The sequence below is a fragment of the Haloarcula sp. CBA1122 genome, assembly GCF_009741785.1.
Lineage (GTDB): Archaea > Halobacteriota > Halobacteria > Halobacteriales > Haloarculaceae > Haloarcula > Haloarcula hispanica.
Window position 1 is genome coordinate 1 of sequence record NZ_WPCB01000055.1, and the last position, 23,469, is coordinate 23,469.

27 protein-coding genes, 1 tRNA gene, 1 other RNA gene and 1 pseudogene are annotated in these 23,469 nt (G+C 62.7%); 13 read left to right on the forward strand and 17 right to left on the reverse strand.

Annotated elements, in window-relative coordinates; genetic code table 11:
* Nucleotides 1-224 (forward strand): MFS transporter (locus GJ630_RS16510; protein ID WP_371727779.1); only part of this gene is annotated, 224 nt, incomplete at its 5' end.
* Nucleotides 225-263: 39 nt separating this feature from the next.
* Here GJ630_RS16510 and GJ630_RS16515 read toward each other — a convergent pair.
* Nucleotides 264-1,313, reverse strand: coding sequence for a glycosyltransferase family 4 protein (locus tag GJ630_RS16515; protein WP_371727781.1), 1,050 nt, complete (start codon nt 1,311-1,313; stop codon nt 264-266).
* 509 nt (nt 1,314-1,822) lie between these two features.
* Between GJ630_RS16515 and GJ630_RS16520 the strand changes: the two genes are divergently transcribed.
* From GJ630_RS16520 to GJ630_RS16530, 3 genes are read left to right on the forward strand one after another with little or no spacing between them, the layout of a single operon-like run.
* Nucleotides 1,823-2,110, forward strand: coding sequence for a ribonuclease P protein component 4 (locus GJ630_RS16520; protein WP_005538431.1), 288 nt, complete (start codon nt 1,823-1,825; stop codon nt 2,108-2,110).
* A 52-nt stretch (nt 2,111-2,162) separates the two neighbouring features.
* The gene (locus GJ630_RS16525; RefSeq protein ID WP_008313216.1) at nt 2,163-2,411 is read left to right on the forward strand and encodes a YhbY family RNA-binding protein; all 249 of its coding nucleotides are present in this window, start codon (nt 2,163-2,165) and stop codon (nt 2,409-2,411) included.
* On the forward strand, nt 2,411-3,289 hold the full coding sequence (locus GJ630_RS16530) for a mechanosensitive ion channel family protein (RefSeq protein ID WP_044951907.1): 879 nt from the start codon (nt 2,411-2,413) through the stop codon (nt 3,287-3,289). Before GJ630_RS16525 ends, GJ630_RS16530 begins: the two co-directional genes overlap by 1 nt.
* Before the next feature lie 286 nt (nt 3,290-3,575).
* Here GJ630_RS16530 and GJ630_RS16535 read toward each other — a convergent pair.
* Together GJ630_RS16535 and GJ630_RS16540 are read right to left on the reverse strand one after the other, a co-directional pair.
* Nucleotides 3,576-3,650, reverse strand: a tRNA-Arg gene (locus GJ630_RS16535).
* A 74-nt stretch (nt 3,651-3,724) separates the two neighbouring features.
* Nucleotides 3,725-4,000, reverse strand: a complete 276-nt coding sequence (locus tag GJ630_RS16540; RefSeq protein WP_151103526.1) for a DUF5798 family protein — start codon at nt 3,998-4,000, stop codon at nt 3,725-3,727.
* Between the two features lie 79 nt (nt 4,001-4,079).
* On the opposite strand from GJ630_RS16540, the gene GJ630_RS16545 reads away from it, so the two are divergent.
* Nucleotides 4,080-4,493 (forward strand): hypothetical protein, encoded by a 414-nt coding sequence (locus tag GJ630_RS16545; protein ID WP_064287574.1) that lies wholly within the window; start codon nt 4,080-4,082, stop codon nt 4,491-4,493.
* A gap of 79 nt (nt 4,494-4,572) precedes the next feature.
* An RNA gene (gene ffs / locus GJ630_RS16550) (signal recognition particle sRNA) lies at nt 4,573-4,885 on the forward strand.
* Nucleotides 4,886-5,286: 401 nt separating this feature from the next.
* Here the strand turns inward: ffs and GJ630_RS16555 are convergent.
* Entirely contained in the window at nt 5,287-6,972 is a 1,686-nt protein-coding gene (locus tag GJ630_RS16555) for an acyl-CoA synthetase (protein ID WP_191450399.1), read from the reverse strand.
* Between the two features lie 100 nt (nt 6,973-7,072).
* Between GJ630_RS16555 and GJ630_RS16560 the strand changes: the two genes are divergently transcribed.
* The 3 genes from GJ630_RS16560 (at nt 7,073) to GJ630_RS16570 (ending at nt 10,095) form a co-directional block, all read left to right on the forward strand.
* A complete protein-coding gene (locus tag GJ630_RS16560; protein ID WP_014040704.1) occupies nt 7,073-7,675 on the forward strand; it encodes a bifunctional 2-polyprenyl-6-hydroxyphenol methylase/3-demethylubiquinol 3-O-methyltransferase UbiG in 603 nt (200 codons plus the stop codon).
* A 455-nt stretch (nt 7,676-8,130) separates the two neighbouring features.
* Nucleotides 8,131-8,994, forward strand: coding sequence for a fumarylacetoacetate hydrolase family protein (locus GJ630_RS16565; RefSeq protein WP_050007238.1), 864 nt, complete (start codon nt 8,131-8,133; stop codon nt 8,992-8,994).
* A 336-nt stretch (nt 8,995-9,330) separates the two neighbouring features.
* Nucleotides 9,331-10,095 carry an IclR family transcriptional regulator gene (locus GJ630_RS16570; RefSeq protein ID WP_014040702.1) on the forward strand — a complete coding sequence of 255 codons (765 nt, stop codon included), beginning with the start codon at nt 9,331-9,333 and terminating at the stop codon, nt 10,093-10,095.
* 670 nt (nt 10,096-10,765) lie between these two features.
* Here GJ630_RS16570 and GJ630_RS19675 read toward each other — a convergent pair.
* Nucleotides 10,766-10,942, reverse strand: coding sequence for a hypothetical protein (locus GJ630_RS19675; protein WP_008313239.1), 177 nt, complete (start codon nt 10,940-10,942; stop codon nt 10,766-10,768).
* A gap of 89 nt (nt 10,943-11,031) precedes the next feature.
* On the opposite strand from GJ630_RS19675, the gene GJ630_RS16575 reads away from it, so the two are divergent.
* Nucleotides 11,032-11,430 carry a hypothetical protein gene (locus GJ630_RS16575; protein WP_008313240.1) on the forward strand — a complete coding sequence of 133 codons (399 nt, stop codon included), beginning with the start codon at nt 11,032-11,034 and terminating at the stop codon, nt 11,428-11,430.
* A gap of 28 nt (nt 11,431-11,458) precedes the next feature.
* Here GJ630_RS16575 and GJ630_RS16580 read toward each other — a convergent pair whose 3' ends face one another.
* Genes GJ630_RS16580 through GJ630_RS16595 form a run of 4 tightly spaced genes read right to left on the reverse strand, consistent with a single transcriptional unit; the run spans nt 11,459 to nt 16,981 of the window.
* The gene (locus GJ630_RS16580; protein ID WP_014040701.1) at nt 11,459-12,502 is read right to left on the reverse strand and encodes a cytochrome b/b6 domain-containing protein; all 1,044 of its coding nucleotides are present in this window, start codon (nt 12,500-12,502) and stop codon (nt 11,459-11,461) included.
* Complete coding sequence (locus tag GJ630_RS16585; RefSeq protein ID WP_050007239.1) at nt 12,499-12,909, reverse strand: hypothetical protein; 411 nt, start codon at nt 12,907-12,909, stop codon at nt 12,499-12,501. The genes GJ630_RS16580 and GJ630_RS16585 overlap by 4 nt, the downstream gene beginning before the upstream one ends.
* Nucleotides 12,906-13,568 carry a 4Fe-4S dicluster domain-containing protein gene (locus GJ630_RS16590; RefSeq protein WP_129755294.1) on the reverse strand — a complete coding sequence of 221 codons (663 nt, stop codon included), beginning with the start codon at nt 13,566-13,568 and terminating at the stop codon, nt 12,906-12,908. The genes GJ630_RS16585 and GJ630_RS16590 overlap by 4 nt, the downstream gene beginning before the upstream one ends.
* Before the next feature lie 11 nt (nt 13,569-13,579).
* Nucleotides 13,580-16,981, reverse strand: a complete 3,402-nt coding sequence (locus tag GJ630_RS16595; protein ID WP_191450403.1) for a molybdopterin-dependent oxidoreductase — start codon at nt 16,979-16,981, stop codon at nt 13,580-13,582.
* Between the two features lie 233 nt (nt 16,982-17,214).
* Here GJ630_RS16595 and GJ630_RS16600 point away from each other — a divergent pair, with 233 nt between their 5' ends.
* Nucleotides 17,215-19,350 carry a 4Fe-4S dicluster domain-containing protein gene (locus tag GJ630_RS16600; protein WP_191450405.1) on the forward strand — a complete coding sequence of 712 codons (2,136 nt, stop codon included), beginning with the start codon at nt 17,215-17,217 and terminating at the stop codon, nt 19,348-19,350.
* Nucleotides 19,347-19,973 carry a molecular chaperone gene (locus GJ630_RS16605; protein ID WP_014040696.1) on the forward strand — a complete coding sequence of 209 codons (627 nt, stop codon included), beginning with the start codon at nt 19,347-19,349 and terminating at the stop codon, nt 19,971-19,973. Before GJ630_RS16600 ends, GJ630_RS16605 begins: the two co-directional genes overlap by 4 nt.
* An 8-nt stretch (nt 19,974-19,981) precedes the next feature.
* Here GJ630_RS16605 and GJ630_RS16610 read toward each other — a convergent pair whose 3' ends face one another.
* From GJ630_RS16610 to GJ630_RS19680, 3 genes are read right to left on the reverse strand one after another with little or no spacing between them, the layout of a single operon-like run.
* Entirely contained in the window at nt 19,982-20,215 is a 234-nt protein-coding gene (locus tag GJ630_RS16610; protein WP_050036718.1) for a hypothetical protein, read from the reverse strand.
* Nucleotides 20,208-20,483, reverse strand: coding sequence for a hypothetical protein (locus tag GJ630_RS16615; protein ID WP_014040694.1), 276 nt, complete (start codon nt 20,481-20,483; stop codon nt 20,208-20,210). Before GJ630_RS16615 ends, GJ630_RS16610 begins: the two co-directional genes overlap by 8 nt.
* Nucleotides 20,483-20,632, reverse strand: a complete 150-nt coding sequence (locus GJ630_RS19680) for a hypothetical protein (RefSeq protein ID WP_014040693.1) — start codon at nt 20,630-20,632, stop codon at nt 20,483-20,485. The genes GJ630_RS16615 and GJ630_RS19680 overlap by 1 nt, the downstream gene beginning before the upstream one ends.
* Nucleotides 20,633-20,728: 96 nt before the next feature.
* Here GJ630_RS19680 and GJ630_RS16620 point away from each other — a divergent pair, with 96 nt between their 5' ends.
* Complete coding sequence (locus GJ630_RS16620; RefSeq protein ID WP_191450407.1) at nt 20,729-21,946, forward strand: hypothetical protein; 1,218 nt, start codon at nt 20,729-20,731, stop codon at nt 21,944-21,946.
* Nucleotides 21,947-22,006: 60 nt separating this feature from the next.
* Here GJ630_RS16620 and GJ630_RS20375 read toward each other — a convergent pair whose 3' ends face one another.
* From GJ630_RS20375 to GJ630_RS16635, 5 genes and pseudogenes are all read right to left on the reverse strand, one after another.
* Nucleotides 22,007-22,141 carry a hypothetical protein gene (locus GJ630_RS20375; RefSeq protein WP_008313251.1) on the reverse strand — a complete coding sequence of 45 codons (135 nt, stop codon included), beginning with the start codon at nt 22,139-22,141 and terminating at the stop codon, nt 22,007-22,009.
* Between the two features lie 44 nt (nt 22,142-22,185).
* Nucleotides 22,186-22,530: a hypothetical protein gene (locus tag GJ630_RS16625; RefSeq protein WP_191450409.1), complete on the reverse strand. Its 345-nt coding sequence runs from the start codon at nt 22,528-22,530 to the stop codon at nt 22,186-22,188.
* Nucleotides 22,527-22,670, reverse strand: coding sequence for a hypothetical protein (locus GJ630_RS19685; protein ID WP_004516231.1), 144 nt, complete (start codon nt 22,668-22,670; stop codon nt 22,527-22,529). Before GJ630_RS19685 ends, GJ630_RS16625 begins: the two co-directional genes overlap by 4 nt.
* Nucleotides 22,667-22,933: a hypothetical protein gene (locus tag GJ630_RS16630; protein ID WP_014040690.1), complete on the reverse strand. Its 267-nt coding sequence runs from the start codon at nt 22,931-22,933 to the stop codon at nt 22,667-22,669. Before GJ630_RS16630 ends, GJ630_RS19685 begins: the two co-directional genes overlap by 4 nt.
* Nucleotides 22,934-22,981: 48 nt before the next feature.
* Nucleotides 22,982-23,469, reverse strand: a pseudogene (locus GJ630_RS16635) (hypothetical protein); the annotation flags it as partial.

The following is a 23,469-nucleotide window of genomic DNA, read 5'->3' on the forward strand; positions in this document are numbered from 1 at the left end:
TCGCGCCGTCGGCCATCCGCGGCGAGGCGCTCGGCATCTACACCGCCGTCTCCGGGCTGGCGAGCGGCGTCGGGTCGCTACTGGGCGGCTGGCTCGGCGGCTACGACTTCCTGCTCGCGTTCGCCGTCGCTGGCGCGCTGGTGCTGGTCGGCGCGGTGCTGGTCGCGGTCGTCTGGCGGCGCTCGCCGTCGGTGTCTGTCAACAGCGAACCGCTATCGGCATAACAATCGCTTCGACCGCTCGAGCCATCTGCCTCGATCCGCTCAGGCCAGTTCTTCGTACGTCTCGACCAGCCGCCGGCCGACCCGCTCCAGGCTGTGCTCTCTGGCCGTCTCTTTGGCGTTCTCGCCCAGTTGCTCCCGCAGGTCGGGGTTCTCGGCGAGACGCTCTAGCGCCTCGCGGAACTCCGCCTCGTCTTCGCAGATGAGGCAGTCGTGGCCGTCCTCGTAGTACTCCCGGAACACCGGGATGTCCGAGAGGACGACCGCCTTCCCGCAGGCCATCGCCTCCAGCACGGCGATGCCCTGGTTCTCGGCCTTCGTCGGGAACAGGTACACGTCGCCGGCCCCGAACGCCCCGCGGATGTCCTCGATCCATCCGGTGAAGGTCACGTTCTCGGGCGGGTCGTTCACCCACCGCGAGACGGTCCTGGAGGCCTGTGGCCCGGCGTCGTAGGGGCCGAACCACGCGAAGTCGTGCTTCGTCTCTTGGGCGAGTTCACAGAACGTCGTCAGCCCCTTGCGCTCGAAGACGTTGCCGACGGCGAAGACGACCATCCCGTCGAGGTCGTAGCGCCGCCGGTAGTCCTCGCGCAGGTCCTCATAGCCCGCCAGCGCGTCGATGTCGACGCCGTTCGACATCGGCTGTATGGGCGCGTCGACGGGATAGGATTCGAGTATGTTCTTCGTGTATTCGGAGGGGCAGAGCACGAGGTCAGCCTGGGAGTAGAACCACTTCAAATAGCGACCCAGCGCCGGCGCGACCAGGTTCGACCCGCGGAAACTGTCCCGGAAGTCCTCGCGGGTGACGTGAGCGTGCAGGACGAGCGGAATGTCCGCCTGCGCCGCGTGCTGTGCCACGGCGACGGAGCCGGGTCCGATCATGTTGCAGTGGGCGATGTCGAACTCGCGGAACACCGGGTCGTTGAAGGCGATATTGCCACCCAGTGCCCACGCCGGATGGCCCTCCTGCCAGGGCGTCGTCTCCACCTCGATGTCGGTCTCGGACAGCGCCGCCCGCTGGTGGTCCACGGCGGTGCCGATGCCCGACCGGTCGAGGCGGTCGGCCAGTTCGAGATAGTTCAGGACGCGCACGTCTCGGGCAACTCTGTCGGGGCCGAAAATCCTATCGACTTCACTTGTGGAGGGTGTGATTAGAAGCGTTTACTTACCAAACAAACGTTCAGAACAGCCAGAAAGCCCCCGCGCTATCGACTCCCGCGGCTCGCTGTGCGCTTCCCTCGCTCACTCCGTTCACTCAGTCCAGTGCTTGCTTCACCGGGGTTCGTCGATAGCGCGGCCCCTTTCAGTCCCACCCGTGTCGGCTGGTCGAACAGTCACAGGTGGGACTGAAAGGGGCGAGACGCTGGGCGTTCGAGACGAAGCAAGCACTGCATGAGCGACGGTAGGGAGCGAAGAAGCGCGCAGCGAGTGCGCGGCGCTCCGCGCCGCGACCACTCGAACGGCGAGCGAAGCGAGCCGTGAGAGTCGCAGTAGCCCAGCGTCTCGGGGCTTTCCGGCTGTTCACAAAGCTACCAAATCGTACGGCGACCATTGCTAGCTCGTTCGGAAGGCATTTTCCCGCCGCCGACCCAGTACCGCCAATGACGGACGAGGCGACCATCGCCCGCGAGCGGATCGAGCGCCTCCAGTCGCTCGCTCGCGAGGCCGTCCAGGCCGGCAACGAGGAGCGCGCCCGGTCGTACGTCCGCCGGGCTCGCCGGGTCGCCGAACGCCACCGGCTGCGCCTGCCGCGGTCGTTCGAGCGGTCGACGTGTGACGCCTGCGACACGTACCTGCTGCACGGACACAACGCCCGATCCCGGACCCAGTCCGGCCACGTCGTCATTACGTGTGACTGTGGGTCACAGTCCCGCTATCCGTACGACTGAGGATTCTTTACGACTGCTGGTTTTAAGGGGCTGTCTTCGCTAAACGGTGTACATGAGTGACTCTTCTCGACAGTCGCGGATACACGACCTCGACGCGACGCTCCGCGTCGGCAAACACGGCATCGAATCCGTAGCGGACGAACTCGACGACCAACTGGAAAACACGGACCTCGTGAAGGTCAAGTTCCTCCGGTCGTCCCGGGGCGGCACGACGGCCGAGGAACTCGCTGACGACCTGGCCGAGATGGTCAACGCTGAGGTGATTCAAGTGCGGGGCCACACCGCGGTGTTCGAGAAATGATGCAGGTCCAACCGCTCACCGACCTACTCAATGGCTTCGGCGTACCGGCGGCCGGGTCCATCGCCTCGGCAGTGGTCTTCGTCGTCGCCTTCGTCCTCGTCTACGCATTGGGGAAGGCGATAGTGCTCCCCATCGTCGACCGCTCGCTCAAGTCACGGGACCTCGATACCCACGCACGGCGGCCGCTGAAGAAGGTCGTCAGCATCGGTGTCGTGTTCGTCGCCATCTCCGTCGCCTTCGGGATGGCCGAGTACGGGAACTTCCTGCAGTCGCTGGCAACCATCGCCGCCGCGGCGACGCTTGCCATCGGCTTCGCGATGCAGGACGTCATCCAGAACTTCGTCGCCGGCGTGTTCATCTACACCGACAAGCCGTTCCGGATCGGCGACTGGATCGAGTGGGACGGCAACTCCGGCGTCGTCGAGGACATTAGTCTCCGTGTTACCCGCGTCCGGACCTTCGACAACGAGCTGCTGACCGTGCCGAACTCGAATCTGACCGACGGCGTCATCAAGAACCCCGTCGCCAAGGAGCAACTCCGACTGAAGTTCGTGTTCGGTATCGACTACGACGACGACATCGACGAGGCGACTGAAATCATTCTCGACGAGGCTAGGGCACACCCGGAGATTATGGACGACCCCGAGCCATCGGTTCGCCTCGTTGAACTCGGTGACTCCTCCGTCGGACTGCAGTCCCGTATCTGGATCAAGAACCCGAGTCGGTCCGACTTCGTCAAGACGCGCGCCGAATACGTCAAGGCAGTCAAGCAACGCTTCGATGCCGAGGACATCAATATGCCGTACCCGAACCGGACCATCGGTGGCGGGCTGGAGATGACCGGACTCGACGGCGTCGTGGAGCCGGCCGACGACTGAACCGCACAGTAGCGTATTTTGGCTGTAAATGCCGGGGTATCTGGCTACCGTGTCGGTATCGCCATACTCGTGCTTCGGTCGCGGCCTCCGTCACCTCGGGACAGTAAGTCCATTCCGTTCACTGGCAGAACTAAGCCGCCGCTGTCGGACGGTTTGGGTGGAGAAGATCTGCGATGGGCGCTGCGGGATTTTCACCCGACTGCGAGACTCGCTCTCGCTCGTCTCGCGTGGTTCAAATCCCGCAGCCGACGCTCCTCACCGCTCACTGTCGTTCGCACAGAAATCACGGGCGCTGAGGGATTTGAACCCCCGACGGTTTGGTCCGAAGCCAAGCACTCTGTCCAAGCTGAGCTAAGCGCCCTACGTACAATGGTATGATGACGTTATGGTTTAAACCAACCGGTTCCGCCGCGCCATGGGACCGCAGTCATGGGATTACTCCGAGACCGCGTCAGCCGTGTCGGAGTCGGTGTCAGCAGCGACCTCGGCCACGACAGCCTCCGTGTCAACGCCCCGTTCTTCGGCGAGTGCCTCGAGGAGTGCGCGCTGTTCGGCCAGTTCCCGCTCCATCCCGTCGACGCGGGTGTTCGTCTCGTCGACGGTGCTGCGCAGGTCCTCCAGCTGCGTCTTCAGCTCGTTGACCTTCTTGTAGAGGTCCTCGGCGATGTCGGCGACCTTCTGTATCTTTTTCGCGGTGGAACCCAGTCCCATGGTCACGGCTACGGAGAGGCGACATTTCCTCGTTTCGCTCGAACGTCGCTGTTATGACGCCGCCGGACCGAGCAACGGTATGGACGACTTACGGCTCGCTCCGGCTGTCGGCATCGTCGGTTGCGTTCTATATCTCCTTGCACTCGCGGTCCCGTATGGCCTCGTCGAGACGACCAGTGCCGTGGGGGCGTACTACAGTTCAGGGGCGCTATCCCCGCTGCTACCGGGCGTATTCGCGCTCGTCTGCATCATTGTGCTGGCGGCCGGCCGCGAGGGTCGGTCGGACCCGAGCGTTGCGGCGGGGGCCAGCATCGGCATGGGCGTGTTCATCGTCGCCCTCAGCGCCCTCTGGGCAGTCACCGTTCCCGAGAGCCTCGTGCTGGGACTGACTGAGTCGACACTGATGGAGTACCACCGCTGGGGTGTCGTCCTCGCAGGTGTGCTCATCCCGCTCGGTGGGACATGGTTTGCCCGGGCGCTGGACCTGCTGTAGGCCGGTCTGCCCACCGGCGCGTCGTCCAGCGGTCTGTGGGCGCATCCGAAAGGCCCTTATGGGGCGGCGGCGGAGTTTCAGGTGGACTAGGTCGGGGGGCTAGGCCCCCCTCCTCGCCCGCACTGTGGTCTTGAGCGGGGACCGAACACCGGGGGCGTCCGGTCTGACGGACGTGGACCCCGTAAGCTAACGTGGAAGCCTCGTCCCACGGGGACGGCGGTCCGCGTGGTCGCACCTGCAGGGGTGCGCCCATGTGGTTAAACGATGGCACTCCGCCAGGCACGGAAGTGAGCAGCGGACCATCGAACACCCGTCGCTCGTGGGGTCGCGGGGTGGAGGAGGCAAACGGGATTACCCGCGTCCGAACGCCGGGCCATCCTGGCTGTCCGTTCCATTCATACCTGCGTTTAATTTCCCCGAGCAGCCGTATTGTAGTCGTTTTCCGAAAGCTATCGACGCAATCTGTACGTCGCTCGGGTGCCGGTCAACGGAGGTTGACGACTGAGGTCCACCATCCGCTGGACCACGCTCCCGGCTCATGGTTGACCAACACACTACAGAGGGACACCAATGAAGGGGTGTCTTAGATCTGACCTTCAGATTTAGCTCTGCATATCTAGGATATGAATATCAAAACAGCTGATAGGACTATAATTACAATCTTCTATCGATTATCGTCTTTTCGAACCAGAAATTTGCATATCGAGATCCAACGTACCTCTCGCTGCCGACAGTATCCGCGATACACAACTGATTTCGGACGCTCTATGACTACCGAGAGTTACACTGGGGACTACGGTGGCCCGCCGGCAGCGCTGTCGTCGGCGTCCCACTCCTGCAATTCCTTCCGCCGGATCTTCCCGCTGGTCGTCTGGGGCAACGCATCGGCGAACTCGATCTCGCGAGGGTACTCATACTCGGCGAGGTGCGCTCTGACGGCGGACTGGATTTCCGACCGAAGCCGTTCGCGGGCCGGTGCGTCCTCGGCTGTCTCAACGTAGGCCTTGATGATCTCTCCACGCGTGTCGTCGGGCACACCGATGACGCCCGCCTGGACCACGTCGGGGTGCTCAAGGATTGCACTCTCGACTTCCATCGGTCCGACGCGGTAGCCGCTGGTGATGATGACGTCGTCCTTGCGCGATTTGAACCAGACGTAGCCGTCGTCGTCCCGTCGAGCCAGGTCGCCGGTGACGAACCAGCCCTCGACCTCCTTGGCTGCGGTTTTGTCTGGCATGTTCCAGTACTCGTCGAAGAACACCGAACGGTCGTGGGGTCGCACCGCTATCTCGCCGAGTTCGCCGCTTGGGAGGGGGTCGGCAACGCCGCTGTCGGCGGCTTCGGGATCCAGAATTGTCAGGTCATACCCCGGTAACGACTTACCCATGCTGCCGGGCTGAGTGTCGAACCAGTTCGAGTTGTTGGCGACGACGAGGTTCAGCTCCGTCTGGCCGTAGAACTCGTTGATGGTGACGGAGTCGAACGTCTCAGCCACCCAGTCGACGATTTCGGGCGTCAGCGACTCACCGCCGACGGCGAACGTCTTGATGGCCAGGTCGTACGCCGCCGTCGGGTTCTCGACGTCCATCAGCATTCGGAGGGCGGTGGCCGGCATGAACGACCGGGTAACGCCGAACTCAGAAAGCAGGCTGAACGCCTCCTCGGCATCGAACCCCGAAGCGGGGTAGCCGACGATAGTCCCGCCGTGGTGCCACGTCGCGAAGAGCGTCCCCCCGAGCGCCGCGCCCCAGGCCCAATCCGCGGGCGTCCAGACCGTCGCGTCCGGTCCCAGCCCGTGATCGAAGAAGTTGTACGCGGCCGCGGCTCGCCCGAGCCAGAGCGCGTGTGAGTGCCGGACGCCTTTCGGCGGCCCCGTCGACCCGCTCGTGTACAGTATCGCCGTATCGGTGTCCGGTGTGGACTCGTAGGGTTCGATATCGGTGTGTTCCGGCGTGGCGAGCACGTCCTCGAAGGCGTGGACATCGCCCGCCGGTGCGTCGGTTTCGATCTCGACGACGTGTTCCAGCGCCGGACAGTCGTCCCGGACTGCATCGATATCGCCGCGCACGGCCGGGTCGATAACAGCGGCGGTCGCGCCGGCGTCGTCCAGCCGATACCGGAGTGCGTCCGTCCCGAACAGGACCGTCAGCGGAACCGAGACGGCTCCGAGCTTCCAGTTCGCCAAGTGTGTGATCGGGTTCTGTGGCTTCTGTGGTACGACGACGCCGACCCGGTCGCCGGCCTCGACACCGAGCCCGGCCAGCCCCGCGGCGAGCCTGTCCGATAGCTCGTCCAGTTCGCGGAACGTGTACTGCTCGCGCCGCCCGTCGGGGTATGCCTGTTCGAGCGCCACCCTGTCGGGGTCGTCGTGTTTTTGCAGAAAATCGACCGCCGGATTGTACGACGCCGGGAGGTCCCAGCTGAACTGATCGCGGGCCTCGTCGTACCCCTCGAAGTCCGGCATCACTGTCCAGACCATGGCATACCGGTCGGCTGGGTGGCTGTTGCGTCTTTCGGTCGAACCACCGCCGCTGCGACCGAGCCGGCAGAACTTTCCGTCTTCCCCTCCCGACTTGACCGTGGACTCTACCGACATCCGCGAGGAGTGGGCCGACCGGTCCGGCGAATACTCCCCCGCGTATTATGCCTACTATGGAGCGGACGAGACGAGTGAGCTAGTGCAGTCGATACTTGCGGAGCACGTCGAGCAGGACGCGGCTATTCTGGAGGTCGGGTGTAGCTCCGGGCGACATCTCGCTGCACTGTCTGACGCTGGCTACTCGGATCTGACCGGGGTCGACATCAACGCCGACGCGTTAGATGTCCTCGCCGAGACGTATCCCGACCTTGCGGCCACCGGCTCGTTCCACGCGATGGCTATCGAGGAGTTCGTCACGGATGTCGCGGACGACGCGTACGACGTCGTCTTCTCCGTCGAGACGCTACAGCACCTCCACCCGGACGTGGACTGGGCGTTCGGGGAGTTGGCGCGTATCGTCGATGACCTGCTGATCACCGTCGAGAACGAGGGCGGCGACCCGGGTGAGGTAAACTACGTCGACGACAACGTCCCGCTGTACTATCGGGACTGGAACGCGGTGTTCACAGACTGTGGACTTACTGAAGTAGATTCGATGGATGGGAAGCGGGATACTGTCCGCATATTTCGGCCACCTAAGTGAGAGCTTGCACAGATAGCTCTATATTAAGTAATACGGTGCTAGATATTAATAAGATCTATCCATATATGTGCTATTTGGTAAGAAAAATGAGTACGGTTAGAAGTTTACGTGGTACTTAGGGAACTCAAGTCCAACTTCGGACGTGATCTGTGGCTCGATAGAAGTCCATCTCTCACGACAGACTCACTGGGACACCAGAATAACGTATGTACGTCTGTCATCCATGATGTTCCGTATTACTGAACGGCGGTTCGCCTGAAGCGAAATGGATTACTGACCGACGGAAGCGAGTTTCCCTTGTGTGTCTCTGTGGAAAGTGCCGTTTGTACCGACTGTGTGTCTACCGCCGGATAGCTGATGCTCTCCACAACTAGTGTCTGTGTCCCCTTGCGACAGGCAGGAAGTACGCCGTTGGCAGCGCAAGATTGATGTATTGTTGCAGTTTGCTACTCTGTATGAGGTACTACCAGCTACGCGACGGGAACTCACAGCGGTTAGCGGTCGAAACTGGGGACGGTGTGTACGATTTGACCAGCGTCAAACCGCAACTCCGCACGTTCCGTGACCTCCTCAAGTCGGCCTCGATTGCGGAGACTGCACCGGATGAACTCAGTGCCCGCCATCTCGATACCGCTGAAGCGGTGTCCGAGCAGCGACTCGAAGCCGATGCTACCGACCCCGTCACTGCCGACGAAGTCTGGGCCGCCGGCGTTACGTACCAGATCAGCGAAGAAGCGCGGACAGAAGAAAGCGACACGCCGGAGATGTATCTGTACGTGCACGACGCGGAGCGACCGGAGATCTTCTTCAAGTCGACGCCCAATCGGACTGTCGGCCCCAACGAAGCAGTCGGTATCCGGGCCGACTCGGACTGGGACGTGCCCGAGCCCGAGCTTGCGATTGTTCTCTACGAGGGAGAAATCGTCGGCTACACCATCGGCAACGACATGAGCAGTCGGTCTATCGAGGGGGAGAACCCGCTGTACCTCCCTCAGGCCAAGGTGTACGACCGTTGTTGTTCGGTCGGCCCGGCCGTCGTCACGGACATCGAAGACCCGCACTCGCTGGCGCTCTCGATGTCGATCCACCGCGACGGTGAGCGTGTCTACCACGGGGAGACCAACACCAGCGAGATGAAACGCACCTGCGAGGAACTCGTCTCGTACTACACCGCACACAACGCGGTCCCCGAACTATCGGTGCTACTTACCGGGACCTCGCTCGTTCCCGACGACGACTTTACGCTGCAGGAAGGGGACGAAGTCACCATCGACATCGAGTCCATCGGAACGCTGAAAAATCCCGTCACGGTCGTCTAAGCGGCTAGTGAACCGGGAACGGGGCCGCGGTCTCTCTGGGAACCCCTTCGCATGGGGTTTCACAGCGTGATACCCCACTCGGCCCTCGACTGGTTCCGATTGCGTGCCTGTGTGTCGGTCTGCTGTGAGGATTTGTCCCGACAGAGTTTTGTCACCCTTCGGTTGACTACACGCTCTATGGGTATCTCTACTTACGACAATCGGCCGGAACGTACGTGCTGTGTGCGGTGATATGCCACCGATATGTCGTGACAGAAACTGGTGTGCCATCGGAGCCACCGCTCTGTCCCAGATGTTTGAACAACTGTTTAATACGAGGGCGTACCATGACCGGGTATGGCAAAGACCGCTCAAAACCCAGTCAAATCCGCCGAGACGACGTTCGAGGTGCTTGACGCACTGAAGGACCTCGACGGGGCCGGTGTCACCGAACTGGCCCAGCACCTCGACGTCCCGAAGAGCACGGTTCACAACTATCTGAGCACGCTGGAACAGGAGGAGTACGTTGTCAACAGGGACGGTGTGTACGAGGTAGGGCTCCGGTTTCTGGAGCTGGGGGCCTACGCCCGCCACCGGGAGAAACTGTTCGGGATCGCGAAGCCAGAGGTCGATCGGTTGGCCGCAGAAACCGGCGAACTCGCGAATATTCTCGTCGAAGAACACGGCCGCGGGTCGTACCTGTACCGTGCTCGGGGAGACAAAGCTGTCCAGGTCAAGGCCCACGTCGGAACACGCGTTCCGCTTCATACGACAGCGCTGGGAAAAGCGATCCTCGCACATATGTCGACCGAACGGGTTGATGCAATCGTCGACCGCCACGGACTCGGCGGGGAGGCCAGCAAGTCGATCAGTAGTAGAGCGGAACTGGAGCAAGAGCTAGCGGACGTCCGGGACCGCGGCGTCGCTTTCGACGACGAAGAGCGTCTCGAAGGGCTCCGCTGTGTCGCTGCCCCAGTGCTCAACCACGATAACGAAATCATCGGTGCGATTAGCGTTTCGGGACCGACAAATCGGTTCCGTGGCGATCGGTTCCGCGAGGAACTCCCACAGAAGGTACTGGAAGTCGCCAACGTCATCGAGCTGAACGTTACCTATTCGTAACAGCAGTGTTCAGAAACGGTGAACGGTAGTACAGTATTGTGACAGCGGTAATTAGACAGCGTATTTCGACAATAGCACCGTCCTCGCCCAGTGATTGCAGAACAGCACAGACTAGTCAGGAGGGTACTGGAAGTATGTCTGGAAGGCGTTTCGAGCATGTGTTTCGGTCCCGCGACGCGAACGAGTAGACACGAGTTCCGGCTTTCATCTCATAGATACCGGTTCTTGGTTTTGTTTGATAAATAGCTATCATACATATCATTCATCATGAGTGAACGACGTTCCAACGCTATCTTACACCGTGTGGTACTAGATAGTACCACGCCCCTGACGCGGCCCCTATCTCAATAATGGATGTACTACTGTTACTCTAAACGAGGGATATCGACTATCGGTTTCCTATCACTGGATACGTTCTAAGTAGTAGCTAAACCCACCGACTTTCGAGGGAGTACACCCAAATACTGTATTTATATACGAGTCTCCGATATATAGCGCTAATTCAGTGCCTGAAAAATAGATAGAGGAAAATATATTCATAAGTTTGGGTAGATTGGATTATATTTGCCGGTACTGAGCTAGAGTTCGAGCCATCCGTCGATGGATCTTGCTTGGCAGAGACACAACGATGGCTATCGCTTCGGCAGTGTCTCCCGGCAATCGGGTACGGTTACGCGAGGAACTGGACGCCCAGGGACAGCAGGAACAGTACCACGATCCCGATCGATGACAGTTCGAGCCACCGGGACCGCACGTCGGCGGACCTGATACTTGCGACGAACAGCGTTCCGACGACGCCGACGACTACGACCAGTGCCAGATACACCGCGTTGAGCGCTGATGCCATATGATACCATTTCACAGCGGTACAGTAAACACTAGTGGTTGAGCGCCCCCTCCCCAACGGTAATGAGAGCCAATCACATAGACAGGGGCATGCGTCTCGAACTCCGAATCTGTAAACACTGCCACGAGGGGGATCACGGCAACGCCGAAAAGACGGCTGTGACACAGGATATGGTCGCCTGCGCCGAACAGGTCCGCGAGTACAAGGATCTCATTGGCCTCGATGCACTCTATATTACGAAGGTGACGGAAGGCGACCCCGGCGGCGCGGAGGCACTGGACGTCATCGTCGCCAGCATTGAGGGCGACCAGGTCGCGCTCTCCGACACACAACTGGTCATGGAGGACGGCGACGGCAACATGCTCGTCTACCCGGAGCCAAAAGACATCCTCCAGGTCCTGACTCGAAACCTGAACCAGATTCAAGAGCAGACCCGCCAGGACGTCGACGTCGAGCTATCACCTGAAGGACAGGCACTCATCGCGTAGTTGCACGGAAAAACGGCCCCGAGTCGGTTCAGTTCTCGTTGTCGTCTGATTTAGGCTGGCCGCCGTCGGTCTGGGGCTCGCCCCCATCGGCCGCGGTCGACGGTTCCCGCTCCGCTTCTAGCTGCTGTTCCCAGCGGATGCGCAGGACGTTCCCGTACATCGACAGCACGAGCCCGACACCGAGGACGACCATCCCGAGGTTAATACCGATAGTCAACAGGATGCTCGACGGCCCGCCGCCGATGGCAAGCTCACGGGGTACCGGATAGCCCTCGTCGAAGATGCTCCCGATGAGCACGGAGACGATGCCGATGACGGTCATCGCACCGAAGACTGTCGAGACAGTGCGCCAGGACGGGGACAGCGAGAGCCGTTCGATCCCCGTGGTGTCCGGCTCCTCATCGTCGTCACCGTGGTGCTCTGGCACCATGCTTCGGGGAATGAACGCCTTCGTCTCGACGGGGTAGAAGGCGGGATGCATCCCGTGCTCGAAGATGTGGAACATGACCCCCATCAGCATGATGACGCCCAGCAGGCCGTGGAACGTGACGAAGGCCATCGCGGCCGCCTTGGTCTGGAACATCGCGGCGAGTCCGGTCTTGCTCCAGATGAGTAGCCCCGAAATCGCAAGCAGGGTCAGCTCGATGGAGAAGATGAACACGACGCCCTTGCCGATGTAGGACAGCAACGGGACCTCGTCGGCCTTGTAGCCGGCGAACTGCCGCGCACTGGGGTGCCGTTCGTCGGCCCGACCCAGCACGAACTGGATGTCCTGAATGAACGCGTCGACGTCACCCTTGCTGGGGAGGATCTTCGAGAAGTTGCTCCGGCCGGTCGGGGAGATAATCTGGAGCGTAATCCAGAAGACGACGAGTGCGACCAGCCCGATGCCGGTGATACGGTGGATCGCCGTCACACCGGATGCACCGCCCATCAGCGTCAGCATCCACCACAGTTCGTCGTTGAACATGATGGCGTACCCGGTGAAAAACAGCAGGAACACGTCCAGCCCCAAAAGCGAGTGAAACAGGGTCGTCACCCGCGTGAACTTCCCGTGGTCGAGATTGCTCACGCGCCGTCACCTCCCTGTCCGTCGCTGCGGGCCCGCGAGCCACCGTCGGCCGCGACGGCCTCGCTGACGTCCTCGTCTGGCTCACGCATCTGGTCGGCCAGCCGCTGGAACGCCGCCCAGTGGATGAACACCATCACGAGAATGAACGCACCCAGGATGACGTCGGCCGCGTGGATGAGTGCGATGAGGAAGTCAAGCGCGGGGATAGTATTCCCGAACACCCAGTCCGCGCCGATACCGCCGCCCGCGACGCTCGGATTGACCCGGTACAGCGATTCGTAGCCGAGTCTGAACCCCTGTGCCCAGAACAGCGCCAGCCCCGCGACGGCGAGGCCGACGACCGTGCTGATGAGCACCGAGACGCGGCTATACCCGTTCACCTCCGGAAGGTCATCCCTGTCAGTCATTGGAACTCACTGGCGTCCTCGCCAAAGATGATGTCCATGGCCACGTCGTTGAAGAACGTGCCGCTGTCCCTGTTGTCCAGTTCGTCGGATATCTGGGCGGGCGTCCCGACCAGAATGGCGTCGGTAGCACACTCCTCGGCGCAGGCCGGCCCCTTGCCGACGTCCTGGCGCTCCTCGCACATGGTACACTTGTCCATGTTGCCACCGCTGCCGACGAGGTTGGCGACTCCTTCGTCCTCGCTCGGGAACTGCGGCGCGCCGAAGGGGCACGCCGAGAGGCAGTACTGACACCCGATACAGAGGTTGTCCCGGACCCGTACGAAGCCATTCTCCTTCGAAATGAGCGAGTCGGTCGGACACACCGAGACACACGGCGCGTTCTCGCAGTGGTAACACTGCATCGGCACCGCGGTCTCGCCGGGCGACTCGCCCTGTTCCATCGCCTTGCCGCTGCTGGCGTTGAGCCCCGATGCGGCCTCCTGGCCTTCGAGCATCGTCGCGATACTGATTCGCTGTTCGTCACGCGGAACGTCCCACGTTCGTTTACAGGAGACGACACAGCCGCCACAGTCGATGCACGCTTCGACGTCCGGGAAGATACGCGCGTCCTCGCCGGTACTCATCACGCCGTCGTGCATCACTTCGTTGCCTGTTGACATACTAGCTCACCTCATTGCACCGTCGAGTTGTCGCGGACGTCGAAGTCCTTCTGTGTCCCGACGTCGTTCTCGTCTTGCGGGAACGTGAGATCGAGGTCCACGTCGATGTTGTACCGGTCCAGTACCTCCGGCGTCGCCGGGTTGACCGCGACCATCGATACTTTTGTCTCCTGCATCTGGGTTTCCACGTCGTAGCCGCGGGACGTGATAGCGTTGGCTGAGTCCCCGATTGCGTAGGGAACGTGGCCGTCGGGGTACTTGTCCTCCAGACTCTCGCCTTTGAACACGCCGCCCCAGTGATACGGCAGGAACACTTCCTGATCGTTCGGCCGGTCCGTCACGCGGGCTTTCACCAGCACGGAGCCACGGTCCGTCGAGGAGATGACGACGAGGTCGCCGCCGTCGACGCCGAGTTCCGCCGCCTTGTTCGGCGTTATCTCAGCGTACATATGCGGCTGGAGGTCGGCGGTGTGGATGTTGTTCCGCGTCTCCGCACCACCGCCCTGGTGTTCGACCTGCCGACCGCTGGTCATGATCATGTCCAGATCAGGCCCGTCGTCCTGATTGTGGATGATGTCCGTGGCCTGTTCCTGTTCGACGAGGTTGTTCTGGTCGAGCCGGTAGAAGTTCCGCTGCTGGCCGTTTGCCGGCCACTCGTTCAGCAGTTCCGTGTCCGGCCCCTCGATTGGCTCGCGGTGGACCGGCACCTTGTCGAGGAAGCTCCAGACGACGGCACGCGCCCGGCCGCGTCCGGTCGGCGCGTCGGGCTGGTTGTAATCGTACTCCTCGTAGAACTCGGGGTCGACCCCCTGCCCGATCATCGTTTCGAGGTACTCGTCGAAGACCGCGCTCCCCGTGTCGGGATTGTTCAACGCTTGCGCGGCGGTGTACACCGACTCTTGGTTGTCGAGTGCGTACTGCTGGGGAATGGTGAGTTCGTCCGGCTGAACCTCCTGTTCGGGGTCCACGAGGCTCTGTGGCGGCGTCACCTTCCAGCCCGGATACTCCGGGATGCCGTGAATCATGCCGTCTGCAGCCGTGTCGTCGTCGTCGGCCCACTCGGGGTTGTACGGTGCCCGGGTCAGGTCCAGCGCTTCCGCCTGGCTGTCGTATCGGTCGCCGACGGCGTCGAGCGTCTCCTGCATCGGGTACTCGTCGTCCGTCGGCATCGCGTCCCAGTCCTCCGGGGTCGGTGCCGAGACGCCCCAACGGGTCCGGAAGTCTTGCCCCCCGTTGTTGGGGTCTAAGTCGTCGTTCCAGATTATCGGCGTGCCCGGATGGTCTTCGCCCCAGCAGGGCCAGGGAAGCATCCAGTACTCGCCCGCGACAGGCGTCCCTTCGGCCCCCTTGAGGTCCTCGTTGGAGAACGCCCAGTCGTACTCTAGGTGTTGCTGGAGCCGCTCGGGGGTCTGCCGGTAGCCGATGGTGTTGGTCCCGAGGTTGAACTCCCGGACGACGCCCTCGTAGCTCGACTTGCCGTTGTACAGCTCCGAGCCCGCGCCCCAGTCGAAGTGCTCGCCGAAGCCCAGATAGCCGGCCAGTTCCTGCATGATCTGGAGGTCCGGCTTGGAGTTGTGCGCCGGCGAGCGGACCGGTTCAGACCACTGCACCGACCGGTTCGTGTTGGTAAGCGACCGGTGGTGCTCGTACTGGCTGGACGCCGGCAACAGCAACACCGGCGGTCCGTCCTCGTAGTCCGGGAGGACGCTCGCGACCGAGGGGAACACGTCGACAACGACTAGCAGGTCGAGGTTCTCCATCCCCTCTTTCATCTGCTCCATCTCGCTGATGGAGTTCGCGGAGTGGCCCCAGAAGACGGCGATTTTCGTCTGGTCGGGCTGGTAGATCGGCGTCTCCTGATACCGGTCCTCCTGGTCGAGCGCTGATTCGAACCAGCGGGCCACCGTCAGCCCGTTCTGGAACATCATCGAGTTCTCGGCCGGGTTCTCCGGGCCGTGGTCGCCGTTCGGCGGCAGTTCGTTCGCGTCCTCGCTCCCTTCGTAGTTCGGGCTCTGGCGGACGTACTTCTCCGGCGGCATCAGCTCGAACCGGTTGTACATGTCCGCAAACGAGGTGGAGCCGCTGGTTTCCGGCGTCTTGTCCCAGATTTCGGCCCACCAGGACCAGCCGCCGGCTGTGAGGCCGTAGTAGCCCGGAAGGATGTGGCTCGCGACCGCGAGATCGGTCGCCCCCTGGACGTTCGCGTGTCCTCGCATCACCTGAAGGCCGCCGCCGCTCCGGGCCGCACTCCCGGAGGCGAGGCTCGCCATCGCATACGAGCGGATGTTCTGAGTCCCGTTGTTGTGCTGGGTCCCACCCATCGCCCACTCGATCTGGACGTGTGGCCGGGCCTCGTCGATCATGTCGGCGATGCGCTCGATGTCCTCGGCGGACACCCAGGTGATCTCCTCGACGGTCTCCTTGTCGTACTCATCGAGTTCCGCGTCGACGTCTTCCCAGCCCTGCACGCGGTCAGTGAGCATGTTCTGCCCGCTGTCGTCCGCGTCCGGGTCCATCGCGAGCCCGTGCTTGTCGCGGAGCTCCTTGATGATACCCATCATCAGGGCCACGTCGGTGCCCGGCCGGAACCGCATGAACTTGTCGGCGTGGGCCGACGTTTTCGTGAACCGCGGGTCCAGATTGAGGATGGTCCCGCCGCGTTTCTGCCCTTCGAGGATGTGCTGCATCGCGATGGGATGTGCCTCGGCGGGGTTCTGGCCGATGATGATGTTCAGGTCGAAGTTCCGGTAGTCCTGCACGGTGTTTGTCATCGCGCCGTAGCCCCAGGTGTTCGCCAGCCCCGTCACCGTCGTGGAGTGACAGATACGCGCTTGGTGGTCGATGTTGTTCGTGCCCATGAACGCCGCCAGCTTTCGGATGGCGTAGGCCTCCTCGTTGGAGTGATGCGCGCTGCCCAGCAACATCACACTCTCGCGGCTGTGCTCCGCGTCGACGTCGACGGCTTCCGCTGGTGAGACGTCGGAGTCGGGCCACAGCGCTCGGATGTCAGTCGCCAGACGGTCGTAGGCATCGTTCCAGCCGAGCTTGCGCCACTCCCCGTCCTCCTGTATCATCGGGTGTTTGAGGCGCTTCTCGGAGTGTTCGGTCTCGTAGATGCCGGCTCCTTTCGAGCACAGCGACCCGGCATTTATCGGGTGTTCATGCCACGGCTCCATGCCGACAAAGGAGTTGCCCTCCTTCTCACCACGGAAGCCACAGCCAACTGAGCAGTAATTACAGATCGTCTTGGTCAGTTCGGTGTCCGTGTCTGTCCCGTCCGTTTCCTCGCCGTCCTCCTGGAGTGCCTGACCAGCGCCGCTGACGCCGAGGGCGACCCCGGCCGCCAGGGCGCTCGCCTTCATAAACGAGCGCCGGTCGAGATCCAGTGAGACTGGTTCCTGCTGTGTACTCATGGTGAATGGTGCCCACCCATTACCGATGCTGTCCGTGTTTGCCACGAAATCTGGTTTGTCATTGTCTCTCTAGACGTGCCACAAATTCGATGTCATCCATGATAAAATGTGTCATAGTTAGCCATAATAATTCATGAAATTTTCTACCCAGCCAAATATTTGGGGTTGTATTCATGAATAGATGTGTGAACACTCCGCAAGGTCTATTACCGGGACAGGGTTTTGCATGATTAATGAACACGGGCGCCTTCGTGTGTTCCTGTGGGGGATCGTGCGATATCGACCTCGAAGCGGTACGGGACGGTGTCAGCGATGTCGACGTCGTGGCCAGTTCCGAACTGCTCTGTCAGGACGGCCTGGCCGGGATGTCACAGGTCATCGAGGAGTACGATCTCGATCAGGTCATCGCGACGACACCGGAACCGTCGTGTCAGGATCGCATCCGCGGGCTCGCCGACGAACACGGCCTTCACCCCGAGGCGTCGGTGTTCGTCGACCACCGGGAAACCAACGCCTGGGTCCACGACGGGGCCGCGGCCACCGACAAGACGGCCCGCCTCATCAACGCGAAACAGGCCGGCCTGCGCGAGGAAGCACCGTCGCGGACGGTGTCGAAAGACGCCGGGAACCGCGTCGCTGTCGTCGGTGATCCCGGGGCCGCCCGGTCGCTGACCGACGGCGCCGACGTGACGTTCGTTGCGGACGGGCGGGACTTCGCGGACGTGGAAGGGCTCGGCGACGTGACGATGGAGCGCGGCCGCGTCGTCGACATCGATGGCTCCTACGGCGAGTACGAACTCACGCTGGAAGCCCGCGTCACCGACGACTGCATCGACTGCATGGACTGCGTTCGAGAGGGGCCGGACGGAATGGTGATCGAGTTCCCTGTCGATATTCACCCCGACGCGCCCGACGGCGAATGGACGAACATCTGCCCGACCGACGCTATCGATCTGGACGGCGTCACCCACACCGTCGAAGTCGACCAGGTCATCTACCCCGGCGGCCGGGACAACGCCCGCGGTGGCCGGCTTGGCTTCTATACGGGTCCCGTCGACGCCGGAACCATCGCCGCCGTCGAATCGCAACTGGGCGGCATCGAGAAGCCGCAGTTCCTCGACCTAGAGATGGACGTCTGTGCCGCCGGGGCATCTAGCCAGGAGGGGTGTACGGCCTGCGTAGACGCCTGTCCCCACGGCGCGGTCGACCGGCCCACTATCGATTCAGTCGAGTTCGACGAGGCAGCCTGCGAGAACTGCGGGGCCTGTACGAGTTCCTGTCCGACGGGCGCGACACAGCTCCGCGAGCCCTCGAACCGGCGGCTTGCGCGCGAAGTCGAGGCGCTGCTGGAAGACGACACGGACGAGGGACTACTCTCGCGTGGCGACAGCGCAGGTATCGACACGCAGGTCATCGCGTTCGTCTGCTCGGAGTACGCCGCCGAACGGCTCCGCGCACACGGACGCAAAGCCGTCCAATCGGGCGATCTCGACTACCCACCGATTCTCCCGGTGCAGGTCAACTGCACGGACACGGTCGGTGAAGCACACGTCATGCACGCGCTGGCGGCCGGCGCGGACGGCGTCGCCATCGTCGGCTGTGGCGGCTCCTGCCTCCACTCTGGCCCGGACCCCAAGCAGGAGCTGGTCGACCGGCTCAATCAGGCGACGACCGATCTGGGCCTGGGCGACCGGGTCGGCTTCTTCGCGCCGGAGGCCGGCAACCCCCAAGCCTTCGTCGAATCGCTGTCTGGCTTCGTCGAGTTCGGCCTCGACGAGACGCCGATTCCGGCTGGCGACTACGAGGCGACCGGCCGCAGCGACACCGACCGCGAGGAGCCCCGCCCTAACCCCGACTTCGACAGCCACGGCTGGACGCTGGAGAGCGTTCGAACCATCCTCGATCACGTCGAGCCCGAACGCGAGGTGATTCGCGGGCTGAAAGACTTCGGCATTATGGACGTCAACGACGCGTGTACGCTGACGCCGACCTGTACGAACCTCTGTCCGACCGACGCCATCCAGCGAACCGGTGAGGGTGAACTGGCGTTCAACCACGCGGACTGCGTGAACTGCGGCCTCTGTGAGGAAGGGTGTCCGGAGACGGCGATCACGATGCGCGACGGGCTCGACCTCTCCTTGCTCCCCGAGAACCGCGACGGCGAGGCCTGGGTGACCGTCCACGAGGGCGACATGCTCGAGTGCGTTCGCTGTGGCAAACCGTTCACCAGTGTTGCCTCCGCCGACAAGATCGAGGCGGAGGTCGGCGACCAGGTCGAGGGGCTGGCCCCCGACGCCGACCACAGCGTCTTCGAGTACTGTAGCGACTGTCGGAGTCGCCTGCTGTTCGACCAGGGGGAGAAACGATGAACGACGCGGCCGTCTACGAGGCCCGCCTCGAACTGGTGGACTTCGTCATCGACGTGTTCTGGGATGTGCCCGAGGAGGCGTTCGTCGAGCGGCTGTTGAGCGGCGAGGTTCAACTGCCGGAGGACTCCATCAACGACCAGCTGGACGAGGGTTTCGAGATGCTGCAGGCGTGGATAGACGACAACACTGACCGGTCGGTCTCGGACGTGCAGGACGAACTCGAACGGGAGTACACGGACCTGCTCGTCGGCCCGCGGCCGCCGGTGTTGCCCCACGAGACGAACTACCGCGAGGACACGGAGTTCATCGGTGAGGGGCTCGCCGAAGTCGATGCCAGCTACGGTGCGGCAGGCTGGGCACCGCCCGAGGACTACCCCGAAGAGGACGACTTCATCGCCGTCGAGCTGGCGTTCCTGCGGTATCTCATCGAGCGCCAGCGCGAGGGCGACGAGGAGACCGTCGGCTACGAGCGGGTGTTCATCGAGCAACACCTCAGCGAGTGGGTCATCGACTTCGCCGACGAGATGCGCGAGGAAGCCGACGAGGGGCTGTTCCTCGCGGCGGCGCTCATCTGTGAGGGGCTGGTCCGCTTCGAGGACGAGATCGTCGCGCAGATCGGCTAGCAGGGCGGCTACCGGATACGGAGCACGAGGCCCGTGCTTGCGATGAGGCCGACGACCAGCAGGACCTTCACCGCGGGCAGCAGGAACGCCATCGTCTGTTCCATGAAAAAGAGCGACCGCCAGGAGTTGACCGACCGTGCGACGACTGCGACGGCTCCCGCGCCCGCGACCAGCACGCAGAGGAGCGTGACTGACGCCGCCGCGACGACGCCGAAGGGGTTCACACGCAGTCGCTCACGCATCGGGCACCACCCGCCGACCGACGACGAGGACCACGAACAGCGGGACGAGAACGATCAGCAGCCGGCTGACGAACAGGCCGATGTAGCTGATAGTCGATTTGAGGTGAATCTCCCAGTGCCAGCTCCCCTTGAGCTCGGCGATGAGTCCGATCGTTCCGACGACAAGCAGTGACAGCGCCAGCAGCGTAGCGAGAGTGTAGACCAGGATTCGAAGATATCCGAGGAGCGAGACGGCTGTCAGCCGGGAGTCCGATTGTTCGGTGGCCATCAGGTTCCCTCCCCGGTCCAGTGCTGCTGATAGATATCGTACGTGACGACGGCGAGGACGACCAGTCCGACACCGAGGACCGCCGTGCCCATATCGGGTGGAAACGGGAGGGTGAGTCCCGATTCCGAGTGTATGAGTATAGTTAACATGGTGTATGGTACGGAATGTCAAGTAAAAACCGTTGCGACCTGTTCCCTTGAGACAACGTTTTTCTCCACGCAGACCTACCCTTGTGATATCATACCATGAACTCGCGCCGAGGGCTGCTGCTTCGACTCTCCGCACTCTCCGGAGCAGCCGGTCTCAGCGGGTGTTCGTCCCTGCTGGCCAGGCAAGCGGAGTCGCCGACGGGTGACCTCGACCCGAACCCCCGAGCCGACGAACTCCCGAGACGGCAACACGCCTGGAACGTGCGCCTCCGGAGCGACGCCGCCGGCAACGACCTGTTGCCACGTCATTTCCGTCTGTTCATGCTCGACCTCGACGGGTCACCGTCGGATTCTGCCGCGGAGACTGTCGAGCTAGCGATGCGAACACTGGAAGACGCCTACGAGTTCATCAGTTCGGGGCTCCTGCATATGCTCGGCTGGGGGACGAGCTACTTCGACACCTACGGGTCGCTCGATTCGTCCCCGATACGCAGCCCGCGAGTCCTCTCCCGGACGGACAACCCCGACCTGCAGTCTTTCGACGCGATGCTCGTCCTCGCGAGCGACGTTCCCTCGCACCTCGCGGCCGCCGAGTCGGCGATGTTCGACACGCGGCCGACGCTCGCGGACGCGGAGATTCAGGGTCGACTCGGCGACGTGTTCTCCGTCGCCGACCGCCGCGGCGGCTTCATCGGCGAGGGGCTCCCGGCGGCCCACGCCGACGCGGAGGGCGTCCCCGCCGACATCCCCGAGGAGTCGTATATGTTCTCGGGCTTTTTCGCCGGCCGGGCCGGGACGCAGGCCAGCGAGGACCGCGTCACCATCGACGACGGCCCGTACGCCGGCGGGACGACGATACACCTCTCACGAATCAACGAGGCCTTCGACAACTGGTGGGAACTCGCCCAGTCCGACCGCGTCAAGCGACTGTTCTCGGCGGAGTTCTCGCCGGAGGACATCGATAGAGGTACCCTCCCCTTCGCCGACATGGTCCGCGAGCACGCGAGCACAGAGGGGGAGGTCGGCCACTTCGAGAAGGTGGCCCGCGCCCGCAAGGACGGGGAGCCGATTGTCCTCCGGCGCGATTTCAACACGATTGACGGCGGCCAGGCCGGGATTCACTTCCTCTCGTTACAGGAACGCCCGCGTGACTTCGAGGAAGTCCGGGACGCGATGAACGGGTGGTGGCTCCGGGAGGAACACGAGGAACTCCGGGATCGACAGAACAACGGCCTGCTGGAATTCATCGAGGTTGCGTCACGCTCGAACTTCTACGTCCCGCCGCGTGACAAACGGGTCTTCCCGGCCCCGTAGCTGTCGCTCGCATGTAGAGAGGGGCCACGAAAACAGTACGAACCTGACGCCGGCAGCGGGTCACTCCTCGTCGTCGTCCGTCGTCGTGTCGTTCTGGTTCACGTCGCCCGGCCAGACGCCGTGGTCCCAGACCTCGAAGTCGTTGAACGTCTCTGTCGCACCCTTCGGTTTCCACTCACTCTCTTCGTGTGCCATTGTATATCATCTGTCGTAGTGGCCGGGCTTAAGTTTTGGTGCCGTCACTCAGACGGCGTTCCCGGCGGTTTCTGCTCGTCCGAGACTTCGTCGAGGAACGCGTTCGCGTAGAGGTCGACGTGCATCTTCAGCACGGTACTCTCGTCGATTTCGCTCTCCTCGGCCTGCCGACGGAGCAACGCGGCCAGTTCCTCTGTCGGTTCGTACCGTACCTCGCGGCCGTCGACCTCGAACGCCACGTCGTGGGACTGTGAGACGAGGTGTTCGATCTCCAGCAACGCCTGCTCGACTTTCGTTTCCATCGCTTCGTCGATGTCCTCCAACCGCCGGTCGGCCCACTCCTGAGCGGCCTCGTACAGGCGGTCGCTCACCTCGAAAGCGAGTGTCAAAACGACACCCCTTCACCCTCGAACTCGGGCGTCCACAGCGTCGTCTCCTCACATACCGGACAGTCCTGCCGGCGCGGCTGCCCCTCGAACGCCGAGAGGTCTATCATCTGGCCGCATTCTTCGCAACTGTAGTACGTCATTCTTCCGACGGGGGCCACGACTGCGGGGCCGGGTCTGACTCGGTTATCTCGGAGTACAGGACCACGAGCGCTCCGAGGACGATAGTCAGCACAAGCACTCCGGCGAGACCGCCCAGCGCGTTCTGACCGACGAACGTCGCTGTTCCGGTCGCGAAGTTGATGGTCGACAGTACTTCGAACAGTGTCAATAAGAGCCAGACGAAGGCCCCCAGTACCACGAACGTGAGTATCTTCGACTGGTGGACCGCGGTTCGGAGTGTCATTGTCGTTCGTGTATGATAATGACCAGCAAGCATTATAAATATAGGGCGTCACTCGTCAGCGAGTTCCCACTCCGCCTTCTCTGCGGCGTCGGCGAGCGGGATGAACTCCCAGCCCGTCCGGTCGGCGATGGGCTCGTCGTCCGGACGGCCGACGAGGACCATCCGCTCGGCGTAGAACATCGAGTGCTCGCCGATGTCGGCGAGGCGTTCGGCCGGTTCCTGACCCGCGCCGCTGAAGAAGTCGCATCGATGCCGTGGTCACGCTGGAACTTGTTGATGACGAACGCCTCTACGTCGCCGACGATACCGACCCAGTCGGCCCACGCCCGCGCCTCGCGGAAGACCAGTTGCGGGTCGGCGAACTGCCGGGCCGCGTCGTAGGTCACAGCCATCGTCATGTCGTCGATGCCGCCGCCGTGGGGACCGCTCGCTTCGACGGGTTCCTCGCCGGCAGCGGGGTCCTCGGCGACGTTCGAGGCCGGGTCTGTGTCGGTCGCGGCCGCGCCGCCCGCGCCGCCCGCGCCGCCCGCGCCGCC